At 66.7% G+C, this 16,315-nt stretch carries 12 protein-coding genes; 8 read left to right on the forward strand and 4 right to left on the reverse strand.

Features of this window, described 5'->3' with window-relative positions; translation table 11 throughout:
• Positions 1 to 20 precede the first annotated feature (20 nt).
• Positions 21 to 3,158 (forward strand): hypothetical protein, encoded by a 3,138-nt coding sequence (locus WME82_RS47805; protein WP_438040765.1) that lies wholly within the window; start codon positions 21 to 23, stop codon positions 3,156 to 3,158.
• 19 nt (positions 3,159 to 3,177) lie between these two features.
• On the forward strand, positions 3,178 to 7,341 hold the full coding sequence (locus tag WME82_RS47810) for a hypothetical protein (protein WP_438040766.1): 4,164 nt from the start codon (positions 3,178 to 3,180) through the stop codon (positions 7,339 to 7,341).
• Between the two features lie 363 nt (positions 7,342 to 7,704).
• Here the strand turns inward: WME82_RS47810 and WME82_RS47815 are convergent, their stop codons facing one another.
• Positions 7,705 to 8,484 (reverse strand): hypothetical protein, encoded by a 780-nt coding sequence (locus WME82_RS47815; RefSeq protein ID WP_438040767.1) that lies wholly within the window; start codon positions 8,482 to 8,484, stop codon positions 7,705 to 7,707.
• A gap of 414 nt (positions 8,485 to 8,898) precedes the next feature.
• Positions 8,899 to 9,096, reverse strand: coding sequence for an ATP-binding protein (locus WME82_RS47820; protein ID WP_438045007.1), 198 nt, complete (start codon positions 9,094 to 9,096; stop codon positions 8,899 to 8,901).
• 19 nt (positions 9,097 to 9,115) lie between these two features.
• Between WME82_RS47820 and WME82_RS47825 the strand changes: the two genes are divergently transcribed.
• Positions 9,116 to 9,238, forward strand: a complete 123-nt coding sequence (locus WME82_RS47825; RefSeq protein WP_438040768.1) for a hypothetical protein — start codon at positions 9,116 to 9,118, stop codon at positions 9,236 to 9,238.
• A gap of 16 nt (positions 9,239 to 9,254) precedes the next feature.
• Here the strand turns inward: WME82_RS47825 and WME82_RS47830 are convergent, their stop codons facing one another.
• Positions 9,255 to 10,118, reverse strand: coding sequence for an AraC family transcriptional regulator (locus WME82_RS47830; protein WP_438040769.1), 864 nt, complete (start codon positions 10,116 to 10,118; stop codon positions 9,255 to 9,257).
• A 120-nt stretch (positions 10,119 to 10,238) separates the two neighbouring features.
• Here WME82_RS47830 and WME82_RS47835 point away from each other — a divergent pair, with 120 nt between their 5' ends.
• The 5 genes from WME82_RS47835 to WME82_RS47855 all read left to right on the forward strand — a co-directional run bounded on the left by WME82_RS47835 (position 10,239) and on the right by WME82_RS47855 (position 15,175).
• Positions 10,239 to 10,889: a glutathione S-transferase family protein gene (locus WME82_RS47835; protein WP_438045008.1), complete on the forward strand. Its 651-nt coding sequence runs from the start codon at positions 10,239 to 10,241 to the stop codon at positions 10,887 to 10,889.
• A 124-nt stretch (positions 10,890 to 11,013) separates the two neighbouring features.
• A complete protein-coding gene (locus WME82_RS47840; RefSeq protein ID WP_438040770.1) occupies positions 11,014 to 12,030 on the forward strand; it encodes an aldo/keto reductase in 1,017 nt (338 codons plus the stop codon).
• 27 nt (positions 12,031 to 12,057) lie between these two features.
• Positions 12,058 to 12,885, forward strand: a complete 828-nt coding sequence (locus tag WME82_RS47845) for a helix-turn-helix domain-containing protein (protein WP_437855442.1) — start codon at positions 12,058 to 12,060, stop codon at positions 12,883 to 12,885.
• A gap of 559 nt (positions 12,886 to 13,444) precedes the next feature.
• Entirely contained in the window at positions 13,445 to 14,023 is a 579-nt protein-coding gene (locus WME82_RS47850; RefSeq protein WP_438040771.1) for a hypothetical protein, read from the forward strand.
• A gap of 12 nt (positions 14,024 to 14,035) precedes the next feature.
• On the forward strand, positions 14,036 to 15,175 hold the full coding sequence (locus WME82_RS47855; RefSeq protein ID WP_438040772.1) for a hypothetical protein: 1,140 nt from the start codon (positions 14,036 to 14,038) through the stop codon (positions 15,173 to 15,175).
• A gap of 136 nt (positions 15,176 to 15,311) precedes the next feature.
• On the opposite strand, the gene WME82_RS47860 is transcribed toward WME82_RS47855, so the two are convergent.
• Entirely contained in the window at positions 15,312 to 15,986 is a 675-nt protein-coding gene (locus tag WME82_RS47860) for a hypothetical protein (RefSeq protein ID WP_438040773.1), read from the reverse strand.
• Positions 15,987 to 16,315: the final 329 nt, after the last annotated feature.

The raw sequence follows: 16,315 nt of genomic DNA on the forward strand, positions 1-16,315 counted from the left end.
AATCCCCGGGGGAGACAAGCATGAACCATCGATATCGCCCACGTCGAGGGCATGCCGGCGGTCAGCCCGACAGCTCTGCTCCGAGGAGTGTAGAACGCCAGTCGCTGGCGGGGCCGGTCCTCGCGGTGAGGCCCGATGACCTGGTCTCGCTCCAGATCTCATTCGAAAATATCGCCCTCGATACGACGCAAAGAATGCCTGTGCTCCGGCGCGCGGACGCAGACAAGGACGCCTTCCTCGTGCTCGAGCTGCCGGCCCAGGCGATCGCGGAGGAGGCGTTCTACTTCGATAAGCTAGAGCCCACCACGCCGGGCTCCTCTCCGACATGGCCGCCGGCGCGCACCATCCTCTCGAACCCCACCCGGCTCGTCTTCCGCGTTCCCGTGGAGATCGCCGAGATCCATTACAGTCTGGAGGGGATCCTCGCGGTTCTCCCGAACTGCCCCCTCATCGTCGCGCGTTCCGCCCGGTCGGACCTCCCGCCGACAGACGTCGTCCGCCCAACGAAGCCCGGGTCGCTGGAGACCGCCATCGAGGCGCCCTACCGACTGGTGCTCTCGCCGGACCAGTGCGCAGCATGGGAGCACGCCGCAATACCGGTGACGCACGGAGAGCGGACCGAGCTGTGGCATACCCGGCTCGGCTTTCGGCGCCCGCAGCAGGTGGACGAGGCGCCGCTGATGGATATGCCGTGTGTGCCCGCCGCGATCCCGAGCATCCGCGTGATTTGGTCGCGGGATTGCCCCGAGGGCAACGTCAACATGCGTCCTCCGGAGATGGGCTGTGTACCCCCGGTGAACGACCCGGGGCGGCAGACCCGCCGGCCGGGAGACGATAGGCCCATGCCAAGCTCGCTCTGGCCCAAAGCGCGGTGCGAGCTCGCCTGGCTGACTACCAGCCGCAATGTGCTGTTCACCCCCGACCGGCGCGATTACGCCGCGCCCTTGGCCGCCCGGCAGGTCATGCTGAGCAGCCTGGGCGCGTTTCTCAATCTGTACGGCGAATGGATTTTCCCCTCGCCCATTGCACGCTTCGAGCACCGGGCGACCCTGGGACGGGAGCAGCTCACGCGCCTGGAGCTCCGCGGTTATTTCTGGCCGCTCGGGCACCGCGCCACGCTCGTCCTCCTCACCGAGCGGCGACTCCGCCCGGACTTGGACGGGGCGGCGCCGATCGCCTATCTCGTGCAGGAGCTGTACATCGAGACGGCGGAGCCAATCAAGGTATACCCGCCCGAGGCATCCCCGCTCCTGGGCCGTCAGTTACCATTCCAGCGCATCCGGATCCTCACCGAGCGCACGCCACGCATTCCATCGGGGGACCTGCCGACCCAGAACCAGACAGCGTTCTGGATCCGGGTTGGGGGCAGCGATTTCATGTTCGCCGTCGAGGGCGTGGACGGAGACGGCAGCACGATACGCTGGACCATGCCGCTGGCGTTCGTCTGCCAGAATTTCGCAGTCCCGGATCTCGAGCAGGTCCAGACAGAGTTCACCGGGGAGCGGCGCACGCGCCCGCTCAATGGCCAGAGGCTGGCCTACGTCGCGGAGCAGCGAACCGGGGCCCGGGAGCCGAGTGGCAAGACCTCGCTGAACACGCAGTCCTTCACGTTCGGTACCGAGCGGCCGACCAGCGCGACTGGCCCGGCGGGACCGCCATTCCTCCCGGTCATGGACGCGGCCGAGGTGCAGGTCCCCGCGATCCAGTACCTGACGCGCAGCGGGCTCGCCACGCAGACCATTCAGTACTTCGAAGGTTACCTGCGGCGAGGCCTCGATCCGCAGCTCGGCGGAATTTTCGCGGTTTTTCCGACCCCACCCGGTCTCGACATGCCCCCGGAGCTGGGCGGCGGTCTCGCGAACCTCCGCCCCCGATTCGAGGGCCTATCTCGCGAGCTCGGTCCAATCGGGCAATTGCCCACGCTCGACCCTGGCACGGGTTTGCCCGTCGACGCTCCGGATCCCATACGGATGCTCCGCAACAGCGAGCTCCTCGGCGGGATCACCCTCGCTGACATCGTGGAGCTGCCGGCGAAATGGGAGGGGCTCGCCCCGAGCGCGACGAATGTACCGGGGCTGCCAAAGATCCCGGGTTTGACGGTGACGTACGACGACCCGCGCGATCCGAAGGTCATCACCGCGACGTTGACGTTCAAGCCGCCGGTCCGGGACCATCAGTTCTCCTTCCTGCAGTTCTTCGCGAGCGCCCGACCGCCTGAAGCCCGGGATCCTCGGCCCCGGTCCGTCCTGGAAATCTCGGCCGAGACGCAGATTCGGCGCGACGGTACGCCGCCGACGACCCTGGTTCGCGGCACCTTGACCGATTTCGTCGTCCGGATCGCGGACGTCATCGATGTGAGCTTTGAGCGCTTCGCGTTCGTGTCCCGTGCCGGTGAGAAACCGGATGTGAACGTCGGCTTGCGCGATGTCACGTTCAGAGGCGCTCTCGCCTTCGTCGACCAGCTCGCGAAGCTTATCGAAGGCAAGGGCTTCGCCGACCCGCCGACCCTCGAAGTGACCACCGAGGGCTTGAAGCTCGGGTATTCCCTGACGCTGCCGCCCGTCGAGATCGGCATCTTCACCATGACGAACATCTCGCTGGGCGCGAGCCTTTATCTCCCGCTGTTCGGGGGCGAGCCTTTCTCCATGGGGTTCCATTTCGCCCGGAGAGAGCGCCCGTTTACTGTCGGCGTCGCGCCGTTCTCGGGCGGCGGCTTCTTCGGCATCGTCGTCGGGGCGCGCGGCGTCGACGAGATCGAGGCAGCCATCGAGTTCGGCGGCAGCCTGTCCCTGAATCTCGGCGTGGCCAGCGGCGGCGTATCCGTGAAGGCTGGGATCTACTTCAAGCTCGAGAAGCTGCCGTCCGGGTCCACGGCCGCCGCCCTCACCGGCTACGTCCGCGCGAACGGCTCGCTCGAGGTCCTCGGTCTCGTCCGTGTATCGGTCGAGCTCTATCTCGGTTTGACGGTGCAATTCAAACGAGACAATCAGCCGATCATCATCCACGGCGAGGCTCGGCTCGTGCTGGAAATATCGATAGCATTCTTCACCATACCCGTAACGCTGTCGGTGGAACGCAGCTTCGACGGCCCGGATCCGGGCTTCGCGAAGAGCGTGCCGCTATCCGCCTGGAAGCGTTACGCGCTCGCGTTCGCGTGAGGAGAACAGGAGCCCTGTCATGCCTACGACTGCGACCATCCTATTCACGGCGCTGCCGAACGGGATCCTCCAGGTAGATGGACGGGAGGCCCTCGCGCTCTCGGTGTTTGTCTCACCGCGGCTCGAGCGCACGGAGCCGCCCCAGGAAGGCGAGGGCACCGTCCCCCTGGGAGATTACCCCGATATCGCGGCCTGGCCGGACGTCGTCTCCACCATGCGCTGGACGGTGCAATTCTCTCCCCCCGGAGGAGGGGACGCGGATATCAACGTGCCCGCCCAACCCGTGCCAGATCAGGTTTTGGACTCCGAGCTCTGGCGCGCCATTTTCCCTTCCGATACCGGCGTGCCCCGGTACCGATTCGAGGCCGAGCTCGCCACGTTGCCGGTCGTCTCCTATCCCGCCGGTGATCTGGCGATTCACATCCAGAACCTCTACAGGGAGGTTGGCGCGCGATATCCGCGCGATCTGCCACCGGTCGGGGGCAGGCGCGTTCGGGCGGGGCTGCTGGCAGCGGAGATGCTCGCCCCCGTCGCGAAGATCGCCACCCTGCTGCGAATCCCGGACCCGCCGCGTCCGGGCGGGACTCCGGTGATACCCGTTGGCCCGGAGCTGACGCCGCAGGAGGTGGTGGCGCTGGGCCGCAGCGAGGAGGCCCGACTGGCCCGTAGGGACCGTATCGCCGCGGTGCGAGAGCGAGAAGGTGCGATCGCGACGGATTACCTTCTCCTCCGCGCGTTTCATCACCGGGTGCCGGCCGCCGCGCCGTATCTGCCGCCGCCGCAGCTCGATTTCCATCGAATCGTCTCCGCTCTCGGCAATTACCCGTCACTGCTTCGTCGGCTCGGGCTCGTGGTGGATCTCGTGGTCCCGCTGCCGTCCCCGATGCCGGTCGTGCCCGCGCTGGTGCGCGTGATCGCCGAGTGGGCTCCGCGTGGAGCCGTCGAGCCCCGTACGCCGCGCACGCTCATGGGGCCTGACTTCCGGCCGCTCGCCTCGCCCGACGCGGACATCGCTTCGGGCTATCTGCGGCTCGACTCAGCCTGGCCGACCGTGCAAGACGGCCGATTCCAGCTCTGCCAGCTCGACGTGGACGGCGCGGGGCTCAAGCTCCTGTCGCTGGTCGAGACCCTGGAGAGCAAGGCAAATGCTATTGGGCTCCGCGATCGTCTCGATAGGGACTCCCTGCCTTCCCTGAGCTCGGCGGGGCTCGGTGTCCTGCGCCGCGCGCGCGGGGAGCAGGTCGAGAAGAACGTCGATCGCTCGATGGACCTGCAAAACAAGCTCGGCGCGACGGACGAGCTCCGGGCGGAGGACGTCCTGCGCGGGGCGCGGGTCGATGTCTTCGATGAGACCACCGGAGAGTGGCGGTCGCTCCACGCCCAGCAAGGGGTTCACGTGATCGGAGATCGGCGGATCACGCAGCCGCCGGAGGAGGGGTTTGTAGAGCCGGGTGCGACGCGCCCGCTGGCCCCCAAGGGCACGGCGGGCGCCCCCGAAGGCGCGCCCGCAGACGCGATCGAGGTGCATGAGAAGATATTCTCGTGGGAGGGCTGGAGTCTCTCCGTTGCACCCGAGGGCAAGGCGCACCCTCAGAAGAAACGACCGCTCCCGCAGGGAGTGGAACCGCCGAAGTCGCCGAGGCCCATCGTCAAATCCCAGCTGAAGGTCGTGCCCGGGACGCTGCCACGGCTGCGGTTTGGCCGATCATACCGCTTCCGCGCGCGCACGGTGGATCTGGCGGGCAACAGCATCCGACGCCAGGAGGCCGGCGAGGAGCACGCCTCGCCGCCCGAGCGATACCTGCGCCTGGAGCCCGTCGTGGCGCCGACCGTGATCCCGGTCCTGCGGGCGCAGAACGCTTATCCACCCGGGGAATCGCTGGAGCTGCTCGCCGTTCGTTCGGACCGGACGGGGCATTCCCTTGACCTTCGGGGGGAGGGGCGCCCGACTCGGCTCTTCGTACCGCCGCCGATCGGCCAGCGCACAGCGGAGATGCACGGCGTATTCGACCACGAGCTCGACGAGGCCCGCGAGCACGCCCGGCAGGGAAGACGGGCGCAGGCGGAGAAAATCCTCGAAAAGGTGCATCGGTTCATCGTCAATCACGACAACAATCTCCCTGAATGGATCGCGCGCTCTGCGGCTTCCCGCCCGCGGTCGGGCCTATCCCTGTATCTGCCCGACCCTCTCTCGTTCGGCGTCGCGCTGCGCGCGCTGCCCGGCGAGGCCGCGTGGATCCAGAGCTTCTATTCGAAGGGGGAGCGCACCACCGCTCGCAGAGAGGAGCCGCTCCCGATCCGGCTCACCCTCGACAGGAGCGGCCTCACGGAGCCGGCGGGCGCGCAATGGTCGCCCGACCGCCGCGAGCTCGTGGTGCGCCTCCGCCCATCGCAGGTGCTGCGCATCGATTGCTCCTCTTACCTCTGCCCGGAGGACATCGAGCTGCTCCAGATCTGGCACTGGATGAAAGATGCGTCGCCGGATATCGAGCGCGCGAGGCTCGACGCGATCCGCGGCGATTTCTGGATGCTCACGCCGAAGCGGGAGATCGTTCTGGTTCACGCGGTCAAGCAGCCTCTATTGCCGCCGCTTCTGGAGAACGTCGACGGGCAGACGACCTCACGGAGGTGCGGGGAGACAGCCCTCACGTTCGTCGATCTCGTCTGCAAGAAGCCGGTTGTCTCAGTGCACCAGGCGAGCACGTCCAGGGTCGATGTGATGGCCGAATACCGCGAGCCTGTCGACGACCCGTCGTCCCCGGACGGGACCCGCTGGCTCAAAGGCAGCGCGCGCGCGTTCGACATCATCGTTCAGGCGCCGGCGCAGATCGGCATTGCCGGCGAGACCTCCGTGCCGAGGATCGCGCTTTCCCTCGCCGAGAAGGGCTTCGACGGCAAACCGGTGTACCGCCACGAGCTGGGCGACACCAAGTACCGCCATGTCCGGTACCATGCGGTCGCGACGACGCGCTTCCGGGAGTACTTCGAGCCCGTCCGCGCGACCGAGCTCCCGGGCGAGCCGCCCTCTCCCGTGGAGCGCGAGTTCACCCTCGCCGGGGAAGCGGTCACCGTCGACGTATTGAGCACGGCACGGCCCATCGGCGCCAAGGTCGTCTATGGAATCCCCACGTTCGCATGGTGTCGCGGCGGCGGCGTCCTCTCGACGGCCACGAAGCCCGAGGAGCCTTCTCCGGAGGTCCGCCGGCTCCTGGGATTCTCGTCTCTGGTGAGCCCTGGCGACGTCCGATGGAGCGAGCGCAAGGGCAATGGGCTCCGGATCTACATCGAGGGACCGTGGTGGTCTTCGGGAGAGGGAGAGACCCTCGGCGTCCTGCTCGTCCCGGAGGGCCGCCGCGATCTCGGCAGGTATCTCCCGTACGTGAGTACCTGGGGGACCGATCCGGTGTGGAAATATCCGGGGCGTTACCCGTCGCCCCAGGCGACCCTTCCCGCGGAGGTGCCTGGGTTGCGCCACTTTCCGGCGGCGATCGCATGCCACGAGGGCGTGCAGCTCGCCGAACTCGGAGTTTGCGGGCGGCCTGGCGGCGGCCCGCTCCCCGTGGCGGTCGCGGGCCATGCCGTCGCCTGGGACCCCGCCCGCAAGCTCTGGTATTGTGACGTCGAGATGGACGTCGGAACGGCCTACTTCCCGTTCATCCGGCTCGCCCTCGCGCGCTTCCAGCCGCGTTCGGTGGAGGGCGTCCATCTGTCGGGCGTGACCCTGATGGATTTCATCCAGGTGACGCCGGACCGTATCCTGACGGTCACCTCGAGAGAGCTCGAGACAAAGCCGCAGGAGCGCGGCGCCAGCGCGTGCGCGACCCCCTGGGCTCGAACTGAGCTCGATATCACGCTTCTCGGTTCTGTTCCAGAGAACCGGCCCAATCAGGTGCGGATCGACGTCCAGGAGCAGCGGACCCCGGGGGAAGGCGATTTCGGTTGGGTAACGCTGGGCGCTCCCGATATCGATGTCCGCGTCGAGACGCCTCCGGGGACGCTGGCCCGCGCTGTGGTGCGCCTCCCTGCCGAGCGGCGGGGCCCCGCGCGGCGCCGCTATCGGCTCCTTGTCCAGGAGTTCGAGCATCACATCACCGATGGCGATCACGGGTCGACGCCGGTGGCCACGTCGGGGTTGCGCCCGGTGTATGCGGAGACGGTGGAACTCGAGCCCCGGACGCAATGAGGCAATCCTGGTGGGCATACTCGGTCCGTGCCTACCGCGCCGCTTCTCGGCCGGCTGCGTGGCGGCCGGCAGGGGCGGCGGCACCGCGAGCCTGCCGAGAGGCAGCGCGAGTTCGTCAAAATCCGAGCCGGTCCCGTGTCGTGGTGAAGAACTTGGGCGCCAGCTCTAGGACACGGTGAGCGGGCCAGCGCGGTAGCACGCGGATTCGCGCAGCAAAGGCCCATCGCGGGCCCGGCGCACATCCGAAGGGCGAGAACTATTCGAGACGGAAAAACTTCGCTCGCTGTTAGGCTGCCAGGACAGCGGCGGCGCCCAGCTCCAGTCCGCCGGTGAAAGTGGCGGGAATTATGGCTCGGCCTCAGCTCAGCGAATGATGCCCCACTGAGCGCAGCCCTTCAGGACGGTCTTGTGGCTTTGGTCAGCCTTCACCCAAATGCTATAGACATCGGCATCGCAGCAAGTGGTCCACTCCGGATAATATGGATCGCCCGCCCTGAGAGCGATGCATTTCTCGCAGGTCGTGCTGAGCTTGGCGTATGCGGCAACACACGCCGTGCCTGCGAGCGCGCACCCCAACCCTGCGGTCTCGATGCAGCTGACTGCAGCCCCGCCGCATGTCGCAAATGTCTGGAGGACCGCAATAAGGCAGTCCCCCGCAGCTCGAGGGGTCCGCATCGACTGCGCAAGCTCACTCATATCCTCCACCATGGAGGACAGCGCGGCGGCGGTGGCGTTGTCACGCACGAGGTCGTCCCGGGAGACGGTCCCGTCCTCGCGGAGTTCCAGCGCGCCGAAACTGGGGATCGCGCTCTCTACGATCACCGGCGTCCCTCCGCGCCCGGTCTCCTCGATCGCGAGCCGAAGGAGCGAAAGCGACTGACCCTCCGCGTCAAGCCCGAAGATCCGGAACGCGCGGGCATCTCCCTCCCGATAAATCTTCCATCTGACCACGCCGGCTGTCTTTCGCGTCGTCTCCGCGGATGCAGGCACCTCCAGGACGGGCGCCTCGTAGGGCATACTCACGTTCTCTGTGCTCGCGTCACCCGGAATCGCATCCTCCCCGGCGACTCCGAGCGCACTGGTGCCCAACATCGCGTTTGCCAAGGCGAACGCGCAATAAAACTGGCTACGACATCTCTTCATGAGCAATTCTCCTCGTCTTGTTGTCGCGCTCCGGTCTCGAAATTCCGCCAGCTTGCGCGCATCGCGGAGAGTGCATAGTTACAGGTGGTGGCGCACCGTCAGCGAACGCGCCTGTGGGCCGGGCTGCTCGTTCAGCGATGATTGATGCTGTATCCGATCAATGAGCGTGCCAGCCAAAACGAGCGACTCATGCCAGTCCGCTGGCTGCCCATGTGCAGGGGATACATTGTCGCTCGCAATGCTGGTCGTTAGCCGCCCCGATCCGCAGATTTCTGACCCTCACCACGGGACGCCGCGGGCGAGCTGCGGAGACCGCCCATCGTGATCACGCAGAGCGCGCCATCGTGATCACCGCGATCGCGCATCGTGATCGCCCTCGGAGCGAAGCGACGCTGGTCCGTCGGGGGCTGGGGTTCAGGTCTCGGTGGTCTCCTTACCCTTGCGGCGCGAGCGGTCCTTTAGCGCGACGCGGTGCGCGTTGTGGACGATGCGATCCAGGACGGTGTTGGCGATTGTCGGGTCTCCGAGGTGATCGTGCCACGTTCCGACAAAAATCTGGCTGGTGATGGCCGTTGACCGCAGGCCGTGACGGTCCTCGACGATCTCGAGCAGGTCGCGGCGCTCCTGGTCCTTGAGCCGGGGCTATGTGCTCGGGGTTGGCAAGCAGCGCGAAGCGGCCATCGAAACCGCGACCGAGCCCGAGGACGTCGCCGCGCCGGCTGTGGGGCCCGAGGGCGCGCCGATCACCGGCTAGCACCGCGGGTCAGAAATCATGCCAAGATGTCGTGCTTCGGCGATACGCCGAACTTGCGCGTGTAATCGCGGCTGAACTGTGCCGCGCTCTCGTAGCCGACGTCGAACGCCGCCGCGGACACCGAGATCGTGCCGGCGCGCAACAGGCGGCGGGCCTCGAGGAGCTGCAGGCCCTTTCGATACTGAAGCGGTGATGACGCCGTGATCGCCTTGAAGTGCTTGTGAAACGAAGACGCGCTCATCCCGACGCTGCGCGCGAGCTTCGGGATCTCGACGGGCGAGCGAAAGTCACGCCGCAGCTGTGCGATCGCGCGCGCGATCGCGCTGGCGTGGCTGTCGTGGCGGATCAGGTCGCGCAGCATGCCGCCAAACGGTGCCGTCGCGAGCCGGTAGTGGATCTCGCGCGAGACGAGCGGACCAAGCACCGCTGCGTCCGTCCGCGCGCCCGCGAGCGCGAGATAGCGATGGAGCGCGTCGACGAGCCTGGCATCGCAGGTGTGGACCGCGAGCGAGCGAGGCTGCGCGGCGGAGGGCAGCGAGTCGGCCATTGCCTCGTACAGATCGCGCAGCGTATCCAGCTCGACATCGAAGAGCAGCACGAGGTACGGGGCCTTCGTGACGCGCGCGATCACCGGAAGGTCGTGGCTGATGAGCAAACACTCCCCAACGCCCATCGGAAACGAATCGGCTCCCAGGACCGTTTCTTTTCGCCCCTGGAGGACAAGGCCCATGACCGGCTCGTAGACCGCGGCTTCGAACGATGTCGGCTGGTGGTGCCGGAGGATGCCGAGGTTCTTCAGCGGTCGCACGTACTGGCTGGCGTGGCCATTCGGGCGAGGGAGCTGGCGCGCAGCGAGCTCGGCGAGCGCCGCGAGGTTCATGCGGAGAGCGTAGCACCATCGCGCTTTTGTGTCTCCGGCGAGAGGATCGAGCAAGAAGCAGAGAGCTACCGGCAAGCACCCCGCGACGTGCGGTCGTACCTTGAGCTCATGGCGAACAACGTGCTGACCGTGCATCACCTCGGGCGTTCCCAGTCGGAGCGGATCGTCTGGCTCTGCGAGGAGCTTGGGCTCGACTATGAGCTGAAACGGTACGAGCGCCGGAAGGACAACAGGATGGCGCCGCCGGAATACAAGGCGCTGCACCCGATGGGGACGGCGCCGATCCTCACCGACGGCCAACTGGTGCTCGGCGAATCCGCCGCGATCGCTGAATATCTGATCGCGACCCATGGCGAGGGGCGGCTCGCCGTGCGGCGCGGCCAGCCTGGATTCGCCGACTATCTCTACTGGTTCCACTTCGCCAACGGGACCTTGCAGCCGGCCGTCTTGCGGGTGTGGTCTCTGGAGCGCGTCGATGCGTCCGAGAAGAATGTGGCGCTGCAGGCGGCGAAGGATCGGTTCAACCTGATCTTCTCCACGGTGGAGCAGCGCCTGGGTGAGGCGCCTTATCTCGCCGGTCCGGAGCTGACGGCGGCGGACATCATGACGGTGTTCTCGCTGACCACCATGCGGCTGTTCAAGCCGTACGACCTCTCGCCGTGGTCGAACATCCTCGCTTATCTGCAGCGGATCGGCGCGCGCCCCGCGTATCGGCGCGCGATGCAGAAGGCGGATCCGGACATGACGCCGTTGCTGGGGGCCACTCCATGACCGAGGGGGCGGTCGGCCGTGGACTCGATCCGCGGGCCTGGTGCCCAGTTGGAGCGAGATGCCGGGGGCCTCGAATGTCCGGTTTTTCCAATCGGAGGCCGCGGGCGCGTGGCATGAACACCACATGACCCACCTCGACGCCACGATGCGCCGCTCCCCGCTCCGATCGACTCCGCTGGGCAAGACCGGGCCCAGCGTCTTCCCCGTCGGCCTCGGCTGCATGGCGATGTCCGGCGCCTACGGCCCGGCCGAGGACACCGAGAGCGTGGCGACGATCCGCCACGCCATCGAGCGAGGGATCACCCTGATCGACACAGGAGACTTCTACGGCAACGGGCACAACGAGCTCCTCCTCCGGCGCGCGATCGACGGGGTGCGCGACAAGGTCCAGCTGTCGGTGAAGTTCGGCGCGATGCGCGGCCCGGACGGCGCCGCGCTGGGCATCGACACCCGCCCGGCGGCCGTGAAGAACTTCGCGGCGTACAGCCTGCACCGGCTGGGCGTGGAGGTCATCGATGTGTACCGCCCCGCGCGTCTCGACCCGCAGGTGCCCATCGAGGACACCGTCGGGGCCATCGCCGACCTCATCAAGGCCGGCTTCGTCCGGCATATCGGGCTGTCCGAGGTGGGGGTCGAGACGATCCGGCGCGCGAGCAAGGTGCACCCGATCGTGGACCTGCAGATCGAGTACGCGATCGCGACGCGCGGGCCCGAGGCGTCCATCTTCCCTGCGCTCGCAGAGCTCGGGACGAGCGCGACGCTCTACGGGGTCTTTTCGCGGGGGCTGCTCACCGGCAGCAAGCCCTCGGGGAGCGGGGACTTCCGACAGTACATGCCACGCTTCGCGGGCGAACAGGGGGCAAAGAACGCGAGCGTCGTCGAGAGGCTGCGCGCCTTCGCCGGCGAGCGAGGGATGACGCCGGCTCAGGTCGCGCTCGCGTGGGTGCTGGCGAAGCAGCCCGCGCTGGTGCCGATCGTCGGGACCCGTACGCGAGCCCAGCTCGACGATGCCCTCGTGGCCCTCGACAAGCCGCTGTCGGCGAGCGACGTCGCGGCGCTCGAGAGCATCGTGCCAGCGGACGCGATCGGCGGCACGCGCTACCCCGCCCAGCACATGAAGGCTCTCGACAGCGAGCGGTAGCCGATCGACGCGGCCACCCGCGTCGGCTTGAACGGCCGCACGAGAGGCGTAAGAGTGACGAACGTGGCCGCAGCGATCGATCTCCCCACCCTCGCGCTCCCGCGCTTCGTCGAGGACATCCGTGAGGTCGCGCCACCCCCCGGGCAGGTGCTCGACGTCGAGTGGCTTCCCGACGGCAGAACAGGCCTCTTTTTTCGAGCGCTCGAGGGTGGGCGCGAGGGGGACGTGTGGGTCGCAGGCCCCCGAACACGCGCGGTATTCAAGAGCAAGACAGGCCTCGCGCGGACGGTCACTCTTCGGTTCAAGCCAGGGTGGTCGGTTCCGCTGCTCGGTGTGGCAGCGAGCGAGCTCACGGACCGGATCGTTCCGCTGGAGGACGTGTGGGGCCGCGCGGCGTGCGAGCTCTGCGGTGAGCTACTCGCCGCGAGGAGCCGCGTGGACGTGATGGACCGCGTCGCCCGGGCGCTCGCCCTTCGTGCCGGCCAACCACTCGACACGGCATCGGGGCAGCTCGCTCGTCGTGCGGTTCGCTTGCTCGAAGGGGGCGAACTCCGCGTGGAGCGTGTTGCCGGTCGGCTCGGCGTCACGGCGCGGCATCTTCGCCGTGCGTTCACCGAGAACGTCGGCATCGGCCCGAAGGAGTTCGCGCGGACCGTCCGCCTGCAACGCGCGGTGCGAATGGCTGCGACCTCGTGCGACTGGGCACGCATCGCCGCAGACGCGGGTTATTATGACCAGGCCCACCTCATCGCCGACTTCCGTCAGCTCGTCGGGCTCACACCGGGCGCGTTCTTCAAACGCGCGGGCGGCCGGATGACCAGTTCTCCTTGCATGCAGGCGGATGATCGACCTTAGGCCTCTGCGTTCGGCAGGAGAAGGCACCGCACCTCCGGCTCCTCGTTCCAGGCATCGGTCACAGCGCTGAGCGGCAGACTCTGTCGAGCGACAGTAACTTTTTACTGACGCGCTACACCGTGACATGTCACGCCTGTACCGTGACATGTCACGCCCGCACCGTGACATGCTCCGTGATCAGCGACGGCAATATTCACTACGCCTGTTGCCTGGCCGGAGCTGTCCCCAGGCCGCAGCTGCACTGCCAGCCCCTCACGCGCTGCCGACGCCGCGGTGGCGGAGGCGGGCGCCCCAGGGCTCAGCTCTCCTCGGCCTCTGGCACGCGGGGTGCTGGAGCTCCCCGCGGCCACGCCCTCTGGCGCGTGTTGCTCGCCATTCTTCAATGGACACCAGCGGGCAAGCGCATCAGGTGCAGCAACGGGCGACACGCAACGTCGGAAGCGCCTCTCCGAGGTCTCACGAAGAACCTGTGCGCCGGATGCGAAACCATGCGGCTACGTGAGGCGGGGCCCGGTTGTTTCTCGGGGTTCGCACGTGGGAAGGGAATCCTAAGGAGGACATGATGAAATTACAAATGCAGGCGCTGACGCTCGGCGTGGTCAGCTCTCTGGCGGTTGGGGTGGACGCGGCGCCGGTCAACTTCATCTACACCCGGGGGGACAACAACGTGAACATGAGTGGGAGTCGATGCGTCGCTGGAACATCGAGTGACGAGGTGTATCTCCAGCGCAGCACAGGGGGAATCTTGACCTTGGCCCCTGGAGGGGTCACGGTGTTCTGCCCCATCACGCGGCGGTCGACGGCTTACTACGGAGTGGCCAGCGATGATCCGACCTACGTGGACCCTGTGGCAACCGTGGTAAATGTGTATGATGCTGCCAGCACTGCTTCGGTGAGCTGCCGTCAGTTCGAGAAGGCAACCAACGGATCCATCTCTTATGGAGTCACGCGTTACGCGTGCTCGGCGGACCCGAATCAGGGCTGCTCCACCCCGGGGCCGAGCTCGTGGACAGGGAGCGGCAGCATGTATTTCTTCAATGAATTCGGCTCCCAATCCACGATGAACTGGGGCCTGACCTGCAATGCCCCCAATTTGACCACCATCAACTACTACGCGAGCGCGGTCATCCCGAACTGACAGGTGAACATCATGAAAAAGCTCGCAGTGATAGCGTTGTTTGGTGCTTGCTCTCTGTTCGCCGGGGTAGCGTCGGCCACGCACAAGAATTGGCTGCTGAAGGACGGTGGGGCGGCATGTCACTTCGCGACACCGCTCTCGGACGATCGCGTAGTCTACAGCAGCGGCGCCCTCCTCAACACTACCGAGTCGAATCGGACGGTCATCTGTCCGATTTCCCTGGCCAGTCGGTGGGGCTCGAATGGTCCTGGCGGCTACACCTTCGATGCCTATAAATGGGCGGAAGCCATGTTGGCGGTCGTGAATTTTCAGCGACAGTCCTTTGCTCCTTCTCGCACCGTCAGCTGCTACGCCGGAATGCAAGCCAATAATGGATCAAAGTACTACAGCACAACGGTGAGCAACACCGGTGGTATCGGGAGTGGCAAGATCAAGCTCGCGGATGCGTCAAGCTACTCCAACCCCAATTCCTTTGGCAGCTTCTGGGGAAGCGATGCGACGCACACGCTGGAAGCCAACGAGGGCTTGACTGCGGCCAGTCTGGACTATAACTGCGTCTTGCCGACCTTCACGGCGATACTCGGCTACAAGGTCATGCTGTGCCAGCTTGCTGACAACTGCGACTCCCTTCACAATCCCGACGCGCTGCCGTCGACGGTCCCCGATCCCTGGGATCTCACGCCGGCTTGGAACAACGTCCAGGTCAGCGGCATCGAGTGTTCGGCGGCCACCACCGCGAGCGGGGTCCCGGGGATCACGCGCAGTGAGTCCGGGATCACCAACTCGTCGCCTTTAGAGTTAGACGTGTTCTGTCCCATCACTCCGCCCGCGGACGACTCCGCCGAGCACAACCGGTTCATCTCGTTCACCGAGGTTCAATACGCGGGAGGCACCGCCTTGCCGGGCTGCGTCGCCGGCGGCACCTGCCCGGACTGCAAGCTCACCTGGGTCACCCGGGATGGGACCACGTCCGAAACCGCACCATTTACAAAGGTAGCCGGCGTCACCCGTCGAGTGCGTCTCGACGCCTACAAGACGCTGATCGGTCCCGAGGTGCAGGTCGGTGTCATGTGCAAGCTGCCGTCGAACGTGACGCTCGAAGGGATCACTTCCACCGTGAGCGTGTCTCCAGTAGACGACAACGGCATGTAGCCGCGGGAGGGTTGGACAAGCAGGGCCGAGACAAGCAGGCGCGGTCAGCGCGTCTGGTCGGAGCCCGGGCCCGCGACAGACTTCGTACCTCCAGACAGGCGCCCGACGCTCACGATCATGCAGACGTGAGCGCTCCTCACTGGGGGGAGCCGCGCCGCATCAGCTCCTCGAAGTTGTCCGGGGGTAGCGTCTCGGGGAGCACATGGCCGTCGGGCGGTGGTGGATACATCACCCATGTAAGTTCCACGCGACCATCGTCGTGAGCGATCGGACCGCTGCGCATCTTGCCCGCTTGCCAGCCATTGAATTCGCCGGTGCGGGTGATGATATCGGTGGCTTTCTCCGCTTCCTGCAGCGACGGGTGAACGATGGTCACAAAGCAGCCCTTCGCGTAGCACTCCTCCTGCTCGAACGACCCGCCGACCGCGAACCGCGCGAGCTTGCTCGACCACCCGTTGACCACCGTCGATGCCGGCGCGCCCAGGCGGCGGTCCACGCCAGAGGCGCGCAACTCAGCCACAACCCGATCGCGATGCTCGAGCGCCGACGGCTCCTGTTGCGGTGGTTCTAGAGGCTCGGAGGGCGGCGCACTGACAGCCGACTCGGGCTCGGCGGGGGATCCCTCGCGCACGACATCAGGCGCAGCTGGGATCACGGGCGGTTTCCTGATAGGTGCGGAGACGCTGCGATCCGGCGCGCCGGACTCCCGCGCCGTGAGCGCCGGACGATCGGCCGTCGCCGTACGGGTGCCGAGCCAATACGCCAGAGGGAGCGCACCGACGATCGCGATGCCCCCGATGATGCGCGACATCGCGCTGCTCGTTGCGCGCGGAGCAGGCCCACCGCCCGCGGCGGGGGTCCCTCGGACTGATTGACGGGCAGCTCCCTTTGTCCCCCCTGATTTCGCAAGCTGATTCATACTCACTTCTTGTACAACAAACACCGCGCGCAAGCCACGCTCATTTGCTGCTGAATGCGTATTCCGGTCGACTCGGCCGCCCATTCCGCCAGCACTCGGCCACGCGTTCACGAGCGCCCGGGCGCGCTCGGAGCGCAGCGACCGGATCTGGGGCCTACCTGACCGACATCTCGAAGCCAGAGGGACGCTGCAGGGGCACCCCTGTCGCGGCAGGAACAGGC

The organism is Sorangium sp. So ce128, assembly GCF_051525245.1.
Classification (GTDB): domain Bacteria; phylum Myxococcota_A; class Polyangia; order Polyangiales; family Polyangiaceae; genus Sorangium; species Sorangium cellulosum_B.

Excerpts from the sequence above, each read along its gene's own strand:
- WME82_RS47855 (WP_438040772.1), top strand. The coding sequence starts at position 14,036 with ATGAAAAAGCTCGCAGTGATAGCGTTGTTTGGTGCTTGCTCTCTGTTC.
- WME82_RS47850 (WP_438040771.1), top strand. The coding sequence starts at position 13,445 with ATGATGAAATTACAAATGCAGGCGCTGACGCTCGGCGTGGTCAGCTCT.
- WME82_RS47810 (WP_438040766.1), top strand. The coding sequence starts at position 3,178 with ATGCCTACGACTGCGACCATCCTATTCACGGCGCTGCCGAACGGGATC.
- WME82_RS47805 (WP_438040765.1), top strand. The coding sequence starts at position 21 with ATGAACCATCGATATCGCCCACGTCGAGGGCATGCCGGCGGTCAGCCC.
- WME82_RS47815 (WP_438040767.1), bottom strand. The coding sequence starts at position 8,484 with ATGAAGAGATGTCGTAGCCAGTTTTATTGCGCGTTCGCCTTGGCAAAC.
- WME82_RS47830 (WP_438040769.1), bottom strand. The coding sequence starts at position 10,118 with ATGAACCTCGCGGCGCTCGCCGAGCTCGCTGCGCGCCAGCTCCCTCGC.
- WME82_RS47860 (WP_438040773.1), bottom strand. The coding sequence starts at position 15,986 with ATGTCGCGCATCATCGGGGGCATCGCGATCGTCGGTGCGCTCCCTCTG.
- WME82_RS47840 (WP_438040770.1), top strand. The coding sequence starts at position 11,014 with ATGACCCACCTCGACGCCACGATGCGCCGCTCCCCGCTCCGATCGACT.